The sequence below is a fragment of the Micromonospora palomenae genome, assembly GCF_007829925.1.
Taxonomy (GTDB): Bacteria; Actinomycetota; Actinomycetes; order Mycobacteriales; family Micromonosporaceae; genus Micromonospora; species Micromonospora purpureochromogenes.
In genome coordinates, this window is record NZ_VIXA01000006.1 from 213,308 (window position 1) to 230,236 (window position 16,929).

General features: G+C 76.7%; 15 protein-coding genes. 6 read left to right on the plus strand and 9 right to left on the minus strand.

The features are described from left to right. Positions 1–94 precede the first annotated feature (94 nt). The 8 genes from FHX75_RS29750 to FHX75_RS29785 form a co-directional block, all read right to left on the minus strand. Positions 95–1,357 carry a DNA polymerase IV gene (locus FHX75_RS29750; RefSeq protein ID WP_154943895.1) on the minus strand — a complete coding sequence of 421 codons (1,263 nt, stop codon included), beginning with the start codon at positions 1,355–1,357 and terminating at the stop codon, positions 95–97. Positions 1,358–1,395: 38 nt separating this feature from the next. Next, a complete protein-coding gene (locus FHX75_RS29755; RefSeq protein ID WP_154943896.1) occupies positions 1,396–2,562 on the minus strand; it encodes an alkaline phosphatase family protein in 1,167 nt (388 codons plus the stop codon). Positions 2,563–2,566: 4 nt separating this feature from the next. After that, the gene (locus FHX75_RS29760; RefSeq protein ID WP_154943897.1) at positions 2,567–3,337 is read right to left on the minus strand and encodes a class I SAM-dependent methyltransferase; all 771 of its coding nucleotides are present in this window, start codon (positions 3,335–3,337) and stop codon (positions 2,567–2,569) included. Positions 3,338–3,375: 38 nt separating this feature from the next. Next, on the minus strand, positions 3,376–3,555 hold the full coding sequence (locus FHX75_RS29765; protein WP_088961103.1) for a hypothetical protein: 180 nt from the start codon (positions 3,553–3,555) through the stop codon (positions 3,376–3,378). Between the two features lie 97 nt (positions 3,556–3,652). Next, on the minus strand, positions 3,653–7,054 hold the full coding sequence (locus FHX75_RS29770; RefSeq protein WP_154943898.1) for an error-prone DNA polymerase: 3,402 nt from the start codon (positions 7,052–7,054) through the stop codon (positions 3,653–3,655). A gap of 198 nt (positions 7,055–7,252) precedes the next feature. After that, a complete protein-coding gene (locus FHX75_RS29775; protein ID WP_154943899.1) occupies positions 7,253–9,052 on the minus strand; it encodes a DNA polymerase Y family protein in 1,800 nt (599 codons plus the stop codon). Further along, positions 9,049–9,780: a hypothetical protein gene (locus tag FHX75_RS29780; RefSeq protein WP_154943900.1), complete on the minus strand. Its 732-nt coding sequence runs from the start codon at positions 9,778–9,780 to the stop codon at positions 9,049–9,051. Before FHX75_RS29780 ends, FHX75_RS29775 begins: the two co-directional genes overlap by 4 nt. Positions 9,781–9,874: 94 nt before the next feature. Next, entirely contained in the window at positions 9,875–10,324 is a 450-nt protein-coding gene (locus FHX75_RS29785) for an SAV_6107 family HEPN domain-containing protein (protein WP_088961099.1), read from the minus strand. A 594-nt stretch (positions 10,325–10,918) separates the two neighbouring features. Between FHX75_RS29785 and FHX75_RS29790 the strand changes: the two genes are divergently transcribed. The 6 genes from FHX75_RS29790 to FHX75_RS29815 are packed head-to-tail and all read left to right on the plus strand — an operon-like array spanning position 10,919 to position 16,187. Further along, the gene (locus FHX75_RS29790; RefSeq protein ID WP_154943901.1) at positions 10,919–11,407 is read left to right on the plus strand and encodes a YbaK/EbsC family protein; all 489 of its coding nucleotides are present in this window, start codon (positions 10,919–10,921) and stop codon (positions 11,405–11,407) included. Further along, positions 11,404–12,165 carry a monooxygenase gene (locus FHX75_RS29795; RefSeq protein WP_154943902.1) on the plus strand — a complete coding sequence of 254 codons (762 nt, stop codon included), beginning with the start codon at positions 11,404–11,406 and terminating at the stop codon, positions 12,163–12,165. The genes FHX75_RS29790 and FHX75_RS29795 overlap by 4 nt, the downstream gene beginning before the upstream one ends. Beyond that, the gene (locus FHX75_RS29800) at positions 12,162–12,746 is read left to right on the plus strand and encodes a GNAT family N-acetyltransferase (protein WP_154943903.1); all 585 of its coding nucleotides are present in this window, start codon (positions 12,162–12,164) and stop codon (positions 12,744–12,746) included. Before FHX75_RS29795 ends, FHX75_RS29800 begins: the two co-directional genes overlap by 4 nt. Beyond that, complete coding sequence (locus FHX75_RS29805; RefSeq protein WP_154943943.1) at positions 12,746–13,561, plus strand: carotenoid biosynthesis protein; 816 nt, start codon at positions 12,746–12,748, stop codon at positions 13,559–13,561. The genes FHX75_RS29800 and FHX75_RS29805 overlap by 1 nt, the downstream gene beginning before the upstream one ends. Continuing rightward, positions 13,558–14,688 carry a glycosyltransferase family 2 protein gene (locus FHX75_RS29810; RefSeq protein ID WP_154943904.1) on the plus strand — a complete coding sequence of 377 codons (1,131 nt, stop codon included), beginning with the start codon at positions 13,558–13,560 and terminating at the stop codon, positions 14,686–14,688. The genes FHX75_RS29805 and FHX75_RS29810 overlap by 4 nt, the downstream gene beginning before the upstream one ends. An 11-nt stretch (positions 14,689–14,699) precedes the next feature. Continuing rightward, complete coding sequence (locus FHX75_RS29815) at positions 14,700–16,187, plus strand: phytoene desaturase family protein (RefSeq protein ID WP_154943905.1); 1,488 nt, start codon at positions 14,700–14,702, stop codon at positions 16,185–16,187. A 30-nt stretch (positions 16,188–16,217) separates the two neighbouring features. Here FHX75_RS29815 and FHX75_RS29820 read toward each other — a convergent pair whose 3' ends face one another. Then, entirely contained in the window at positions 16,218–16,907 is a 690-nt protein-coding gene (locus tag FHX75_RS29820) for a CDP-alcohol phosphatidyltransferase family protein (protein ID WP_154943906.1), read from the minus strand. Positions 16,908–16,929: the final 22 nt, after the last annotated feature.

Here is a 16,929-nt window from a genome sequence, read left to right on the forward strand (position 1 = left end):
TGGTCGGCCCGGTCGGGCCGACAGACCGTGGCAGCCAACCGGCTGCTTGCCGTCAAGTCTACGAGGGGGCTCGCGCGTCGGAAAGCGGGACGACCTACGGCCGGGTCGGATTTTCGCCTCGACGGGTATCACGCTTGCCGAGCAGACTGGCCGGACCTATGACGGACCGCCCGAAACGGGCAGCCGCAGCGTCGGCGGCAGCTTCCGCCTCCCGCCAGCCGCGCTCGGGCGCGCCGAGGGTCAGCTGCTGCGGCGTCTCCGTCACCCCGGCCAGCCCCTCCACCCGGACGCCGACCAGGCGGACGCGCTCGGCGGGGTCGAGAACGGTGTACAGCGCCCAGGCGGTGTCGAAGATCTCCCGGGCGACGTCGGTGGACACGCCGAGGGTGCGGGACCGGTTGACCGTGCGGAAGTCGGTCAGCCGCACCTTGAGCGAGACCGTCCGGCCGACCTGCCCGGCCCGGCGCAGCCGGGCGCCGACCTTGTCGCTGAGGGCGAGCAGGGCGCGGCGGATCTCCACCGGGTCGGCGACGTCGGCGTCGAAGGTCACCTCGGCGCCGATCGACTTCTCCACGTGCTCGGGGCTGACCGTGCGCGGGTCGCGCCCCGAGGCCAACTCGTGCAGGTGGCTGGCGGACGCCTCGCCGACCGCCTTGCGGAGCATGCCGTACGGTGCCTCGGCCAGGTCGCCGATGGTGTTCAGGCCCAGCCGGCGCAGCGTCTCGGCGGAGCGCTCCCCCACCCCCCAGAGCGCGCCGACCGGCAGCGGGTGCAGGAAGTCCAGCACCCGGTCGGCGGGCACCACGAGCAGGCCGTCCGGCTTGGCCCGGGTGGAGCCGAGCTTGGCCACGAACTTGGTCGGGGCCACCCCGACCGAACAGGTCAGCTCCTGCTCGGCCGCCACCCGTTCGCGGATCCGGCGGGCGATCTCGGCCGGCGGCCCGAACAGCCGCCGGGCGCCGGCCACGTCCAGGAACGCCTCGTCCAGGGAGAGCGGCTCGACCAGCGGGGTGACGTCCCGGAAGATCTGCATGACCGCCCGGGAGGCGGCCGTGTACTGCGTGAAGTCGGGCGGGAGGTAGACCGCGTGCGGGCAGAGCGCCCGGGCGCGCATGGTGGGCATGGCGCTGCGGACGCCGTACCGCCGGGCCTCGTAGCTGGCGGAGCTGACCACGCCGCGCGGCCCGACGCCACCGACCACCACGGGCCGGCCGCGCAGCTCGGGGCGACGACGCACCTCCACCGAGGCGAAGAAGGCGTCCATGTCGACGTGCAGGATCGGGCTGCCGGAGTCGTCGGCGTCCGGCCCGAAGCGCGGGTCACCGCCGCCGCGCGGCAACGACTGGCTCCGACCCATTCCCGCAGGTTAGCCCCCGGGTACGACAGCCCGACCGGTCAGCCCCGCACCACCAGCAGCGGGATGGTCAGCTCCGCCGCCGTGTCCGCCCCGTGGTACGCCACCAGCCGGGACACCGCGGGCGGCTCGGAGCGGCTGGCCAGCACGGCGTACGTGCCGTGGCAGGTCACCACGACGTCGCCGACGCGTTGCAGGTGCTCCTCCGGCACCGGGCCGAACCGCCCGGCGGCCACCGCCTCCGCCCGGGTCTCCACCCGGGCGGCCGGGCCGAGCACCGCCGACCAGGCGGCCACCACGTCGTCCACGGCACCCGGCTCGACGTGCAGGTAGCGCACCCGCGGCTCCCCGGCGACGACCCGCACGCCGGCCCGCAGCCGGGAGTCGGTGTCCAGGTCGAAGCGGTGCGCGGCGGGCACGTCGAGCTGCCCGTGGTCGGCGGTGACCAGCAGCGCGGCGTCCGCCGGCAGCCCGTTGACGAGCCGGGCGAGCAGCGCGTCCACCTCGGCGGCGGCGATCCGCCAGGGTGCGGAGTCGACGCCGGTCAGGTGACCGTGCCGGTCCAGGTCGGGGTGGTAGCCGGAGACCAGGGTCGGCCCGGGGCCGGCGGCGAGCGCGGCGAGCATCGTCGCCGCCAGGGCGTCCACCCCGGTGGCGCCCCGGTAGTCGCCGCCCCGGTTGGCGGCCAGGGTCAACCCGCTGCCGGCGAACTCGGGGCGGCTGACCACGGTCACCGCGACGCCGGCCGCCCGGGCCCGCTCCCACTGGGTACGGACCGGCTGCCAGGTCAGCGGCTCCGGGTCACCGGCCCACTCGATGTGGTTGAGCACCCGGTCGGTGCCGGGCACCCGGACGGTGAAGCCGAGCACCCCGTGCGGCCCGGGCGCGACGCCCGCGCCGAAGCTCACCAGGCTGGTCGGGGTGGTGGAGGGAAAACCCGAGGTCAGCGGCCTACCGACGGTGGCGGCAAGCCCGGCCAGGGTCGGCGCGTACGGCGCGGCCGTCGGGATCTGGTACCAGCCGAGCCCGTCGACCAGGAGCACGGCGATCCGCCGCACCCCGGCCAGCCGGGGGGTGAGCCCGAGCAGGTCGACCGCGCCGGGCACGCCGAGCACCGCCAGCGCGCTGGGCACCACGTCGGCGAGGCTGCCGCCGCCGTAGCGGGGCGCCACGACGTCCAGCGGATCGGGCGGTGCGGCGGAGGTCATGCCGTCAGGCCGGCCGGCGGGCGAACAGGTGCAGCTGGGCGGCGAGGTCCCGGTACGGCGACCGGGCGGCGAGGGCCCGTTCCAGCTCGACCAGGCTGCCCGGCTGGCCGTCGGCCACGGCGGCGGGGAGCAGGTCGGCGAGGACGCGTACCCCGTGGATCTCCTCGACGGTGAGCCCGGCGGCGCGCAGCAGCGCGGCGGCGCCGTCGGCGTCGAAGCGCCGGCGCAGGGTGTCGCGCGGCCCGGCGGAGCCGTCCGGGGCGGCGGCGAGCGCGGCGGCGACGTCCAGGTGGCCGGTCATCGCCCGGGCCAGCACGGCGGCGGCCCGGCCGGCGACCAGCACGCTGGCCGCACCCCCGGGTCGCAGCGCGGCGGCCAGCGCGGTGACCACCGGCGTCGGGTCGTCGACCACCTCCAGCACGGAGTGGCAGAGCACCAGGTCGGCGCTGGCCGGTTCGACCAGCCCGGCCAGGGCGTCGCCGTCGCCCTGCACGGCGCGTACCCGGGCGGCGACCCCGGCCTCGGCGGCCCGGCGGGTCAGCGCGGCGAGCGCGTCGGGGCTGGCGTCGACCACGGTGACCCGGTGCCCGGCCTGGGCGAGCGGGACGGCGAAGCCGCCGGTCCCACCGCCGACGTCGAGCACGGTCAGCTCGGCGCCGGCACGTCGGTCCAGCTCATCGGCGAGGACCGACCAGATGACAGCGGTACGGGGGGTCAGCGGCGGCCCGGTGAACCGGCCTCGGGTGGTCTGCTCCACCCGGTCGAGCCTAGTCACCCGCGCCACCGGACCCCCCGCAGGCGGTACCGCGCTGGTCAGGACTCGCCGCCGGCGGCGGGGTCCTCCTCCGCGCGGGACCGGTTCGCGTTGGCCACCGGGCCGTCGTGGACCTGGTACTCGCGCGTCTCCACGTCCTGCGCCGGCGCCCATCCGGCCGCGAGCCGGGTGCGCCGGGCGTTCGCCACGCCGCCGGTGTGCATGCTGTTCGACGTCATCGCGTCTTCCCCCTTGCCGCGAGCGGGCCACTCTGCCCGCACGTGCCGGCAGTCTCCCGCCTGGCGTCCGAGGAAACCGTAATGTGGATCACTGGAATCAGCGGAAATCTCGGGACGCCGGGCTGACCGGTGGCTCGATGGCGTCCAGCCGGTCCGCGGTGAGGCTGGTGACTCCCTCGTGCCGCTGCAACCGGCCTCGCACCACCAACGCCGCGCTGGTGCGGGCGATTCGACGGTAGCGCTGCCACAGCCCCGGGGAGCAAGTGACATTGAGCATCCCCGTCTCGTCCTCCAGGTTGAGGAAGGTGACCCCACCGGCGGTCGCGGGCCGCTGCCGGTGGGTGACGATCCCGCCGACCCGGATCCGCCGGCCCGGCTCCACCCGGCCGAGCCGGGCGATCGGCACCGCGCCGAGGGCGTCGAGCCGGTCGCGGATGAACCGGGCCGGGTGGCTCTCCGGGGACAGCCCGGTCGCCCAGACGTCGGCGACCAGCCGGTCCACCGCCTCCATCCCGGGCAGGGTGGGCGCGGCCGTCCCGGTCACCGTGCCGGGCAGCCGGCCCGGCCGGTCCTGGGCCGCCGCGCCGGCGGCCCAGAGCGCCTGCCGCCGGGTCAGCCCGAAGCACGCGAAGGCGTCCGCGGTGGCCAGCGCCTCCAGCTGCGCGGCGGTGAGCCCGACCCGCCGGGACACATCCGGCATGTCCCGGTACGGCCCGCGCGCCGCCCGCTCCGCCTCGATCCGCTCGGCCACGTCCTCGCCGAGGGTACGCACGCTGCCGAGCCCGAGCCGGACGGCCGGCCCGCCCAGCCCCCAGGCGTGCGGCGGCTCCCCCGGCTGGCTCCCCCACCGGGTCTCCGGCGTCGACTCCAGCACCGCCTTGGCCCCGCTGGCGTTGATGTCCGGCCGGCGTACCTCCACGCCGTGCCGGCGAGCGTCGTCGACCAGGGTCTGCGGCGAGTAGAAGCCCATCGGCTGGGCGTTGAGCAGCGCGGCCAGGAACGGCCCCGGGTGGTAGCGCTTGAGCCAGGAGCTGGCGTAGACCAGGTAGGCGAAGCTCATCGCGTGGCTCTCCGGGAAACCGTAGCTGGCGAACGCGGTGAGCTTGCGGTAGACGTCGTCGGCCAGCTCGCCGGTGATGCCCCGCTCGGCCATCCCGGCGTAGAGCCGGTCGGCGATCTGCGCCATCCGCTCCACCGAGCGCTTGGACCCCATCGCCCGGCGCAGCTGGTCGGCCCCGGCCGCGTCGAAGCCGGCCAGGTCGATCGCGAGCTGCATGAGCTGCTCCTGGAACAGCGGCACGCCGAGGGTCTTCTCCAGCGCGTTGCGCATCAGCGGGTGCGGGAAGGTCACCGGCTCCTGGCCGTTCTTGCGCCGGATGTACGGGTGCACCGAGCCGCCCTGGATCGGGCCGGGCCGGATCAGCGCCACCTCGACCACCAGGTCGTAGAACTCGCGGGGCTTGAGCCGGGGCAGGGTGGCCATCTGGGCGCGGCTCTCCACCTGGAACACCCCGACCGAGTCGGCCCGGCAGAGCATGTCGTAGACCTCGGGGTCGTCCAGCGTCATGTCGCCCAGGTCGAGGGTCATCCCGATCATGTCGTAGCCGTAGTGCAGCGCGGAGAGCATGCCCAGGCCGAGCAGGTCGAACTTGACCAGGCCGACGGCGGCGCAGTCGTCCTTGTCCCACTGGAGCACGCTGCGGCCGGGCATCCGGCCCCACTCCACCGGGCACACCTCGATCACCGGCCGGTCGCAGATCACCATGCCGCCGGAGTGGATGCCCAGGTGCCGGGGGAACGTCTGCAGCTCGTTGGCGTACGCGACCACCTGCTCGGGGATGTCCTCGACGTCGACCGACGCCACCGAGCCCCACCGGTCGATCTGCTTGCTCCAGGCGTCCTGCTGGCCGGGTGAGAAGCCGAACGCCTTGGCCACGTCCCGCACCGCCGAGCGGGGCCGGTACGAGATGACGTTGGCGACCTGCGCGGTGTGCTCCCGGCCGTACCGGGTGTAGACGTGCTGGATCACCTCCTCCCGGCGGTCGGACTCGATGTCCACGTCGATGTCGGGCGGGCCGTCGCGCTCCGGGGCGAGGAAGCGCTCGAAGAGCAGCCGGTGCCGGACCGCGTCCACGTTGGTGATCCGCAGCGCGTAGCAGACCGCCGAGTTCGCCGCCGAGCCCCGGCCCTGGCAGTAGATGTCCTGCTCACGGCAGAACGTGACGATGTCGTAGACCACCAGGAAGTAGCCGGGGAAGCCCAGCTCCTCGATCATCTTCAGCTCGTGCTCCAGCTGCGCGTACGCCTCCGGGTGCGCCTCGGGCGGGCCGTAGCGCTCCCGGGCGCCCTGCATCGTCAGGTGCCACAGCCAGCTCATCTCGGTGTGCCCCGGCGGCACCGGGTACGCCGGCAGCTGCGGCGCGACGAGCTGGAGGTCGAAGGCCAGCTCGGCGCCGAACTCCGCGGCCCGGGCCACCGATCCCGGGTACGCGGCGAACCGCGCCGCCATCTCCGCGCCGCTGCGCAGGTGGGCGGTGGCGGCGGCGGGCAGCCAGCCGTCGATCTCGTCCAGGCTGCGTCGGGCCCGGACGGCGGCCAGGGTGGTGGCGAGCCGGCGCCGGGCCGGGGTCGCGTAGTGCACGTTGTTGGTGGCCACCGTGGGCAGCCCGGCGGCGGCGGCCAGCTCGGCGAGGGCGTCGTTGCGGTCGGCGTCGACCGGGTGGCCGTGGTCGGTCAGCTCCACCGCCACCGTCTCGGCGCCGAAGAGGGCGGTGAGCCGGTCCAGCTCGCGGGCCGCCGCGTCGACGCCCTCGGTGAGCAGCGCGCCCGGCACGTGCCCCTTGCGGCAGCCGGTCAGCACCAGCACGTGGTCGCGCAGCTCGGCGGCGACCTCCTCCAGCTCGCCGTAGACCGGGCGGCCCTTCTCCCCGCCGCGCAGCTGGGCGCGGGCGATGGTGGTGGCCAGCCGGGCGTACCCCTCGTGGCCGTGGGCGAGCACCAGCAGGTGCGCGCCGTGCGGGTCGGGCTCGCCGTTCTGCGGGCCCGGCAGCCCGAGGGAGAGCTCGGCGCCGAAGATCGTCGGCAGGTGCAGCGCGCGGGCCGCCTCGGCGAAGCGGACCACGCCGTAGAAGCCGTCGTGGTCGGTGACGGCGAGCGCGGTGAGCCCCAGCCGGGCGGCCTCCTCGGCCAGCTCCTCGGGATGACTGGCGCCGTCGAGGAAGCTGAAGTTGGTGTGCGCGTGCAGCTCGGCGTAGGGCACCGTGCCGTCCGGGTGGGGCAGCTCGGGCGCCTCGTACTGCTGGCGCTTGCGGCTCCAGGCCGGGGCGTCGCCGCCGTCGGCGTCGACCGCGAGCGGGTCGACCACGTGCAGGTGCCGCTCCTCGCGCGACCGCCCACCCCGTGGCCTCCCGCCGCCGCCGCCGCCCGACCCGCCGCCGGGTCGCCCGGAGAGCACCCGTTCCAGCTCGGACCAGGGCAGCTTGGGGTTGTGGAAGCTCATCTGGCCGCCCCCGCGGGCGACCGGACCCCGACGGCCGGCTCCACCGACGAAAGGGTCGGTGGGCGATATGCCTGACAGTCATAAATATGCCTGACAGTCATATCGCTCACCGGGGCATCCGCCCCCGACACGGAGCGGACCGACCGATCGGGGGCGCCAGCTCCGCGAGGGAACCGCCCCGGGCCGGACGGGACCGGCTCAGTCATAGATCGCCTCCACCAGCCACTGGCCGGCCTCGACCGCCAGCAGCAGGGCGGCGCCGTCGGCCAGGCAGACCTGGAACCGGGCCCGGCGCCGGGCCTCGGCGGGCGCCCACCAGCGCTCGTCCACCGGCCACGGGCCGGCCCAGCCGACGATCTCGACCGGTCGGGCCGTGCCGACGGCCAGCCGGGCCGGCGCGGCGCTCACCGCCAGGCGCGCGCTGACCACGACCGGCTCGCCGGCGGCGTCGTGCACGGACGCGGCGAGCGGGGTGGGCAGCACCACGGCCGGTGCGGGCGGCGGCAGCCGGCCCGGCCACGGCGGAACGGCGCTCCCCCCGCCGCCGGCGGCACCACTGTTGACCCGGCCGGTGCTCGTAGCCCGACCCCCACCGGCGGCCCGGCGGGGTGCCACGGCACGACCCTCGCCGGCGACCCGCTGGGCACCCCCGCCACCCTCGACGCCACCGGTGCCCGCGCCGTGATCCCCACCGGCGCCCGTGGCACGGCCCGCACCGACGGCCCGGTCGGCGTCCGGGGCCGGCTCGCCGGGCAGCGGGGGTGGGCCGGGGCGGGCCGGGAGCCGTTCGTCGCCCCAGGGGACCAGGTGGGTCTGGTCGGCCGGGGAGCGACCGCCGCCGAGCACGGCGGTGACCACCGACTCCGGGCCGAGGATGCCCTGCACCCGGCTCAACGCCCGGTGCGCCCGCTCCCGCTCCTCGCCGGTCTCCCCCCACAGGCCGGGTTGCAGCCCCGCCTGGGCCAGCACCCCGTCGGGGACCAGCCGCAGCCGGACGATCCCGGCGGTCGGCCGGGCCGGGCGGGCACCGGCCCGGCCGGTGCTGCCGGAGAGCCAGCCGTCGAGCTGCCACCGGACCCGGTCGGCGATGGCCGCGGCGGTGAGCAGGCCGTCGTGCCGCCAGACCCGGTGCAGCTCCTGCCCGTGCGCGGTGACCGCCTCGATGCCGAGCCGGGTGCAGGCCAGCCCGTGCGCGGCGAGCCGGTCGTGCAGCCGCTCGGCGAGCGCGCGGGCGGCGAAGGCGGCCGCGTCGACCCGGTCGAGCGGCTCGTCGTGGTCGGCGGTCACCGCCAGGTCGACCGGGGGCTGCCGGACGGCCAGCGGGCGGTCGTCCCGCCCGGCGGCGAGCCGGTGGGCCAGCGCCCCGTCGAGGCCGAACCGGGCCAGCACGTCGCCGGCGGGCAGCGCCGCGAAGTCGCCGAGGGTACGCACGCCGAGCCGGCGCAGCAGGTCGGCCAGCGCGGGACGGCCGAGCGCCTCGACCGGCAACCCGGTCAGGAACTCCGGCGTCCCGCCCGGCGGTACGACCCGGCCGGCGCGCGCGGCCAGCCCGGCGGCGAAGACCCCGTCGGCGATGCCGACCTGGCTCTCCACCGCGCAGGCCTGGGCCACCTGCTCGACGATCCGTTCGGCGGCCGCCTCCTCGCCGCCGAGGTAGCGGCTGGGGCCCCGGGCGGCCACCGCGCAGGCGCCGGGGCGTACCACCTCGACGCCGGCGACGACCTCCTCGACGGCGGCGACCACCGGTTCGAAGGCGCGGGCGTCCCGCCCCGGGTCGTGGTCGACGACGGTCAGCTGCGGGCAGCGCCCCTGCGCCTCCCGCCGGCGCAGGCCCCGCCGCACCCCCTCGGCGCGGGCCTGCTCGGAGCAGGCCACCACCCGGTTGGCGTGCAGCACGGCGACCGGGCCGGTGGCGGGCACCCCGTCGACGATCTCGGCGGCGATGACCGGCCAGTCCGGACACCAGAGCAGCAGGGTGCGCACCGGCGTGCCGGTCACGCGGACCCGACCACGGTGAGCGCGCCGCGCCGGGGGCGGCCGACGCCGCCCCCGGTCGCCGGCCGGGGGATGACCCGGGTGAGCCCGTCACCGGGCAGCCAGACCTTGATCTCCTTGGGGCGGGCGGCCGCGCCGCGCCCGCGCGCCGACACGGTCACCTCGCGGCGGCGCAGCCGGCCCCGGCCCGACCCCAGCCCCTCCCAGACCCCGCGGACCACCTGGAGGGTGACGTCCGCGCCGTCCCACCGGCCGTACGGGACGAGCACGCTGCCGCGCTGCCGGGCCCGGGCGGCGAGCCGGTTGGCGACCGAGGCGGAGACGGTCTGCGGCACGGCGGTCACCACCACGTCGACCCCGTCGATCAGCGCCGCGACGACGGTGGGCCACTCCGGGCCGGGGTCGGGCACCAGTGCGAGCCGGTCCAGCGCGATCCCGATCTCGGCGGCCGCGCCGGCCCCGAAGGTCGGCACCCCGACCACCGCGCACCAGGAGCCGGCCCGGGACGCCTCGGCGAGCAGCGCCAGGACCAGGGAGGTGCCGCCGCTGCGTCGGGGTTGGCCGGCGGAGACCGCGATCGTGCTGCCCCGGCGCAGCCCGCGGTTGGGCAGCAGGCCGGTCAGCTCGGGCGCCACCGGGAGCACCCGGTGGCCGCCGGCCGGGTCCGGTGCGCTCGCCGGGCGCACCAGATCGGCCAGTGCGGCGGAACCGACCACCATGCGGCCCGCCATTGGGACCAACCCCCCGTCGTGTTTCTGCTGGATCAGGTGTCGCTGTCGGATGGGACGCCGGGTGTGCCCGGCGGGGGACCCGGGCGGTGCCGGGTCAGGCGGCGAGGCCGTCGAGGGTCGGTTGGTGGGCCAGGCCGAGCGCGGTCTCCACCACCGAGACGAACTGCTCGGCGGCCCGGAGCAGGTCGTCGGCCTCCCGGGCGCTCACCACGCGAGGTATCCCCGCCTCGGCGGCGGCCCGCTTGCCGGCGCCGGCGGCGAAGTAGGCGGACCACTCGTCGAGCTCGGGGGCGACCGTGGAGAGCAGGACCCAGACGCTGGTGATCCGGTGGCGTCGGGCGGGGGCGGGGCGGGCGCGGGCGGCGAGCAGGGCCGCGGCCGCGCGCAGCGCGGCGAGGTGGGCGGCGGCGTAGCGCAGCCCGTCGGGGCGGGTCTGGGCGGCCTCGCTGAGCCCGATCCGGGCCACCGCGAGGAGCTGGGCCGGGGTGCGGTGCGGCAGCACGTGCGCGGGCACCGTCGGTGCCTGGGCCGGGTTGGTCGGCATGACTGTCTCCTCCGCGTGACCGGGGCGGGCGCGACGCGCGGCGGAAGGGATCCGTCGGCGGGCGCCCGGAGCGGGTGGTGCGGAGGAAGACGCACCGGATGGGGGCCGGCCGGGTGTGGACGCTTCCCCACACCACACCCGGCCGGCGAACCGGCGGGTTCGTCGTCCGCCGCCCGGGGGTCGTGGGCGGCGGACGACGATCCTGCCTTGACGGGACCGGGCTCGCGACTGCCCGGAACCCGGTGCGGTCCGCGAAACCGCACCTCTCCCGGAAGCCGGAGCCGCGAAACACCGCTCCCGGGCGTTGGAACGGGCGTACGACTCAATCGAACACTCGTTCTAACTGCTCTGACAGTACACCCTCCCTCCGACGAAAACGCAACGTGTGGCGTCCGGCGTGCCGCCGTCTCGCGGGGATCGCGGAGATCGTCTCGTGGACCCGCGCACCGGCCGCCCGGCGACCGCCGCCGACACCCGCCACATCGGCCGGACCGGTCGGCTCCACCGGATGCCGCCCGCCGCGCACGGCACCCGCCACGCCGACCGGACCCAACCGGCTCCACCGCGCCGGGGCGTACCGGGAAGAATGGGGGCATGCAGCCACATCCGAACGTGCAGGCGGTGCAGGCGGCCCTGGACGGCGCGGACGCACGCGACAGCGCGGGCGCGCCCAGCCTGGTCCGCCTGCTGCCCGAGGCGGTCCACACCGCGGCCGCGGCCGCCGCGGCGCTCGGCGTCGACGTCGGCGCCATCGCCAACTCGCTGGTCTTCGAGGCCGACGGCGAGCCACTGCTGGTGCTGACCTCCGGCGCGCACCGGGTGGACACCGCCGAGCTGGCCGCCCGGCTGGGGGTCACCCGGCTGCGCCGGGCCACCCCGGAGTTCGTCCGGGAACACACCGGCCAGGTGATCGGCGGGGTCGCCCCGGTGGGCCACCCCCGCCCGCTGCGCACCCTGGTCGACACCGCCCTGCAGGAGTACGCCGAGATCTGGGCGGCCGGCGGGGTGCCCCAGGCGGTCTTCCCCAGCACGTACGCGGACCTGCTGCGGATCACCGTCGGCATCCCGACCGAGGTGGCGTGAGCGAGTCCGGCGGGGCGACTGCCGGCGACACCGTTCCCGAGCTGGTCACCCTGCACGTGTGGCGGGTCTCCCGGGCCGCGCTGCCCCGGGCGCTCACCCGGATGGCGCTCGACCCGCGCCGGCTGCGCGCCACTCCCGGCGTACGGTTCGGCAAGCTGCTCGGCACGGGGACCGGCACCGGCTTCGGGCCCGGCGACGCCGACCTGACCCGGTGGGCGGCGTTGGCCGTCTGGGACTCCCCCGCCGCCGCCGACGGCTTCGACGCCTCCCCGGTCGGCCGGGGCTGGGCCCGGATCGCCCGGGCCGCCGTCCGGGTCGACCTGCGCCCGGTGAGCAGCCGGGGCGAGTGGTCCGGCCGGCGCCCGTTCGGCGACCCGCCCGGCGGCCGGGTCGGCGGACCGGTGCTGGCGCTCACCCGGGCCCGGCTGCGGCCCCGCCGGGCGGCCACCTTCTGGACGGCGATTCCCCCGGTGGCCGCCGCGCTGCACGCCGCGCCCGGGCTGCTCGCCCGGTTCGGCGTCGGCGAGGCCCCGCTGGGCTGGCAGGGCACGGTCAGCGTGTGGCGCGATCCCGCGGACCTCGTGGCGTTCGCGTACCGTCACCCGGAGCACCGCGCCGCGATCAGCCGCACCCCCACCGAGGGGTGGTACGCGGAGGAGCTCTTCGCGCGGTTCGAGGTGCGCGACGTGGTCGGCGACCGGACGGTGCTGGGGTGGGTCGCCGACGGCGACGCGGCAACGGTGAAGGGACACGCATGAGGTTGGTGCGGTGGACGCCGGACGATCTCGTCCGGCGGCTGGACGACGTGGTCGCCGTCTACGGGGAGGCGATGAACTACCGCGCCGACCTGCTGGAGGCCCGCCGCGGCTACATCGCCACCCACGTGCGCCGCCCCGGCTTCCGCGCCGTCGCCAGCCTCACCACCGACGGCCGGCTGGCCGGCTTCGGGTACGGCTACCTGGGCGCGCCCGGGCAGTGGTGGCACGACCAGGTGCACCGGGCACTGGACCCGGAGGCCCGCCGGCGCTGGCTGACCGACTGCTTCGAGGTGGTGGAGCTGCACGTCCGGCCACCGGCGCAGGGGCACGGCCTGGGCACCCGACAGTTGACCGCCCTGCTCACGCTCGCCGAGGGCACCACCACCCTGCTGTCCACCCCCGAAGCCGACGAGCAGACCTCGCGGGCCTGGCGGCTGTACCGGCGGTTCGGCTTCGTCGACGTGCTGCGGCACTTCCACTTCCCCGGCGACGAGCGGCCCTTCGGCGTGCTCGGCCGGGACCTGCCGCTGGCCGTCGCCGACCCGGCCGCCACCGTCCGGTCCGGCCCGGCCGCGCCGTGATCCGACGGCGAGCCCCCTGGGCGTTGCTGGCCGTCCTCGTCCTCGCCCAGATCTGCTACCCGCTCACCACCGGCACGACCCGGGCCCGGCTGACCGTGGCCACCGTGCTGCTGGGCTACCTGCTCGCGGTCGGCCACGCCCTGCTGCGCCGCGGCCCGCGTACGGCGGGGGCGCTGGTCGCGGTGGCCACCGGCGGCGGCTTCGCGATCGAGGCCCTCGGGGTCGCCACCGGCTTCCCGTTCGGCAGCTACGACTACTCCGGCGAACTCGGTCCGAAGCTGGCCGGGGTGCCGCTGATCATCCCGCTGGCCTGGACCTGGATGGCGTGGCCCGCCTGGCTGGCCGCCGTCCGGCTGACCTCGTCCGGGCCCGGGCGGATCGCGCTGGCCGCCGTCGGGCTGGCCGCCTGGGACCTCTTCCTCGACCCGCAGATGGTGGCCGAGGGCTACTGGGTGTGGCGCGACGCCGACCCGGCCCTGCCCGGGCTGCCCGGCATCCCGGTCAGCAACTACCTGGGCTGGCTGCTCTTCGCGGTGCTGCTGATGAGCGCGCTGCGCCCGCTGGCCGGGCCGTCCGTCGCGGTCACCGACTCCCGGGACGACCCGATGTTCGCGCTCTACCTGTGGACGTACTTCTCCAGCGTGCTGGCCCACGCGGTCTTCCTCGACCTGCCCGCCTCGGCGGCCTGGGGCGCGGCCGGCATGGCGGTGGCGGCGGTGCCGCTGGCGGTGACGCTGGTCCGCGCCCGCCGGCACGGCGACGACCGGCGGGCACCCCGCCGACCGGCGCGTCCCGGCGTCGACGCCACCGCATGAGCGCGGCGGTCCTCGCCCTGGTCCTCGCGCTCGCCACGCTGACCGCACACACCGGGATCAACGCGGGCCGCTGGCTGCGCCGACCCGCCGGCGGGCCGGTCGAGGTCACCGAGCCGGTGGCGGTGCTGCTGCCGCTGCGCGACGAGGCGGCCCGGCTCACGCCCTGCCTGCGGTCGCTGCTCGCCCAGCAGGGAGTGCCGCGGCTGCGGATCGTGGTGCTCGACGACGGGTCCACCGACGAGACCGCCGACGTGGTCCGCGACGTGGCCGGGGACGATCCCCGGGTCACCCTGCTCACCGGGGTCACCCCGCCGCCGGGCTGGCTGGGCAAGCCGCACGCCTGCCACCAGCTCGCCGGCCGGGCCGATCCGGCCGCCACCGCGCTGGTGTTCGTCGACGCCGACGTGGTGCTCACCCCGTACGCGGTCGCGGCGGCGGTCACCGAACTGCGCGCCGCCGGGGCGACGCTGCTGTCGCCGTACCCCCGGATCGTGGTGCGGACGGCGGCCGACCGGCTGGTGCAGCCGCTGTTGCAGTGGTTGTGGCTGACCTTCCTGCCGCTGCGCGCGATGGAACGCTCGCCGCGGCCGTCGCTGGCCGCCGCCGGCGGGCAGTTCCTGGTGGTGGACCGGGCCGGCTACGACCGGGCCGGCGGGCACGCCGCGGTGGCCGACAAGGTGCTGGAGGACATCGAGCTGGCCCGGGCGGTCAAGCGCTCCGGCGGGCGGATCGCCCTCGCCGACGGCTCCCGGTTGGCCGCCTGCCGGATGTACGAGGACTGGCCGCAGCTGCGCGACGGCTACACCAAGTCGCTCTGGGCCTCCTTCGGTCACCCGGCCGCAGCGGCGGTCGTGGTGGCCCTGCTGCTCCTGCTCTACACCGCTCCCCCGCTGGTCGCCGTCGCGGCGCTGGTTGCCGGCGCGCCGGTGGTGGCCGCGCTCGCCACCGCCGGCTACCTGCTCGGGGTCGCCGGGCGGGTGCTCAGCGCCCGGGCCACCGGTGGGCGGGCCTGGCCCGACGCGCTGGCACACCCCGTGTCGGTCGTGGTCCTCGGTTGGCTGACTCTGCGGTCGTACCATCTGCGGAAGCGGCGACGTCTGTCCTGGCGGGGCCGCCCGGTCAGCTAGGAGGACGCGGCATGGCGCGGATCGTGGTCGTCGGCGCCGGGGTGGGCGGCCTGGCCGCCGCCGCCCGGTTGGCCGTCACCGGGCACGAGGTCACCGTCTTCGAACGCGCCGACACCGTCGGCGGCAAGCTCGGCCGGTACGCGCACCACACCCCGGCCGGCTCGTTCCACTTCGACACCGGCCCCAGCCTGTTCACCCTGCCCCAGGTCTTCCACGACCTGTTCGAGGCCACCGGGGCCAAGCTCGACGAGTACCTCGACCTGGTGCCGCTGGACCCGATCGTGCGGCACGTCTTTCCCGGCGGCGGGCCGGCGCTGGACTCCTGCGCCGACCCGGCCGAGTTCGCCACCCGGATCGGCGCGGCCCTCGGCGACCGGGCGGCCGCCGACTGGCAGCGGCTGTGGCGCCGGGCCGCCCGGGTCTGGGAAGCCTCGCACCGGGACATCCTGCGCCGGGCCGTCGGCTCGCCGCGCGACCTCGCCGCGCTGGCCTGGCGGCTGGGCGACCTGGCCGCCATCGGTCCCGGCCGCAGCCTGCGCGGGCTGGGCCGGTCGCAGCTGTCCGACCCGCGGCTGCGGATGCTGCTCGACCGGTACGCCACCTACACCGGCGCCGACCCGCGCCGCGCCCCGGCCGCGCTGGTCGCCGTCCCCTACGCCGAGCTGACCTTCGGCGGCTGGTACCTGCGCGGCGGGCTGGGCACCCTGGCCGACGCACTGCTGTCGCGCTGCCTGGACCTCGGCGTGGTCGTGCAGACCGGCGCCACGGTCACCCGGATCGACGCGGCGGGCGGCCGGGTGCACGGGGTACGCCTCGCCGGGGCCGCCGCGCCCGTCCCCGCCGACGTGGTGGTGGCCAACACCGACGCGCTCACCCTCTACCGGGACCTGCTGCCCAGCCCCCGCCGGCTGGCCGGGCTGACCGACCGCAGCCTGGCCGGCTTCGTGCTGCTGCTCGGGGTACGCGGCGACTCCGGGCTGGCCCACCACAACGTGTTCTTCCCCCGCGACTACGACGCCGAGTTCGACGCGGTCTTCGGCGACCCGGGGCGGGGCGTACGGGCCCGGCCGGCGACCGACCCGACCGTCTTCGTCACCGTCGCCGACGACCCGATGGTCCGCCCGGACGGGCACGAGTCGTGGTTCGTGCTGGTCAACGCCGCCCGCCACGGCACCGCCGCCGGGGCGGTGGACTGGCGCCGGCCGGGGCTCGCCGAGGCGTACGCCGACCGGATCCTCGACGTGCTCGCCGAGCGGGGCGTCGACGTCCGCGACCGGCTGGTGTTCCGGGAGGTGCGTACCCCGGCCGACCTGGACGCGGCGACCGGCGCGCCGGGCGGCACGATCTACGGCACCGCGGGCGGGCTGCTGCGCCCGGCCAACCGGGGTCCGGTCCACGGGCTCTGGCTGGTCGGCGGCTCCAGCCACCCCGGCGGCGGCCTGCCGATGGTGACCCTCTCCGCGCAGATCGTCGCCGAGGAGATCGGCCCCGCCTGGTAACGCGCCGCGAGGCGGTGGGCGACGAGCGGGTCAGCCGGCGTCGATCAGGGCGCGGCGCACGGTCGACAGCAACTGTCCCAGGCCGAACCCGGCCAGCAGCACCCAGACGGCGGTGGCCATGGTGATGGTGCCGGCGGCCAGGTCCGGGTCGATCAGGCCGGTCAAGCCGGCCAGCAGCAGCCCCACCAGGGCCACGCAGACCCGGGTCGGGCGCTCCCCCACGGTCACCGCGCCGATGTCGCGCATCCCGGCGGCGACCGCGCGGGCCCGGACGTACTCGTGCAGCCAGGACAGCGCGCCGCCGGCGACGACCAGCGCGCCCGGCGCGCCGACCAGCCAGAACGCGGCCAGCCAGGCGACCTCACCGAGCCGGTCGGCGAGCGAGTCGTAGACGTAGCCGAGGCGGGTGGTCCGGTTGGTGGCCACCGCCACCGCCCCGTCGACGCTGTCCGCCACCGAGGCGAGCAGCACGAACAGCGCGCCCAGGATCGGCCCGTCCACCGACCGGACGGAGAACAGCGGCACGCAGAGGCAGAGCAGCACGCCGGCGACGGTCACCGCGGTCGGGGTGATCCGGAGCCGGCCCAGGATGTATCCCACGTGGTAGGCGAAGCGCAGCCAGGCCCGGACCACCGGCGCGGCGGCACGCGGGTCGAAACCGCCGTGCAGCCGTGCCCAGGCGGTCGCGTAGTCGTCCCACTTCAGCTGTGTGCCCACCATCGGTCAACCGTCGTGGCGTGGT

Coding starts and splice junctions, on each gene's coding strand:
- FHX75_RS29785 (WP_088961099.1), bottom strand. CDS start 10,324: ATGCCGACCAACCCGGCCCAGGCACCGACGGTGCCCGCGCACGTGCTG.
- FHX75_RS29755 (WP_154943896.1), bottom strand. CDS start 2,562: ATGACCTCCGCCGCACCGCCCGATCCGCTGGACGTCGTGGCGCCCCGC.
- FHX75_RS29820 (WP_154943906.1), bottom strand. CDS start 16,907: ATGGTGGGCACACAGCTGAAGTGGGACGACTACGCGACCGCCTGGGCA.
- FHX75_RS29790 (WP_154943901.1), top strand. CDS start 10,919: ATGCAGCCACATCCGAACGTGCAGGCGGTGCAGGCGGCCCTGGACGGC.
- FHX75_RS29770 (WP_154943898.1), bottom strand. CDS start 7,054: ATGAGCTTCCACAACCCCAAGCTGCCCTGGTCCGAGCTGGAACGGGTG.
- FHX75_RS29780 (WP_154943900.1), bottom strand. CDS start 9,780: ATGGCGGGCCGCATGGTGGTCGGTTCCGCCGCACTGGCCGATCTGGTG.
- FHX75_RS29750 (WP_154943895.1), bottom strand. CDS start 1,357: ATGGGTCGGAGCCAGTCGTTGCCGCGCGGCGGCGGTGACCCGCGCTTC.
- FHX75_RS29765 (WP_088961103.1), bottom strand. CDS start 3,555: ATGACGTCGAACAGCATGCACACCGGCGGCGTGGCGAACGCCCGGCGC.
- FHX75_RS29810 (WP_154943904.1), top strand. CDS start 13,558: ATGAGCGCGGCGGTCCTCGCCCTGGTCCTCGCGCTCGCCACGCTGACC.
- FHX75_RS29800 (WP_154943903.1), top strand. CDS start 12,162: ATGAGGTTGGTGCGGTGGACGCCGGACGATCTCGTCCGGCGGCTGGAC.
- FHX75_RS29815 (WP_154943905.1), top strand. CDS start 14,700: ATGGCGCGGATCGTGGTCGTCGGCGCCGGGGTGGGCGGCCTGGCCGCC.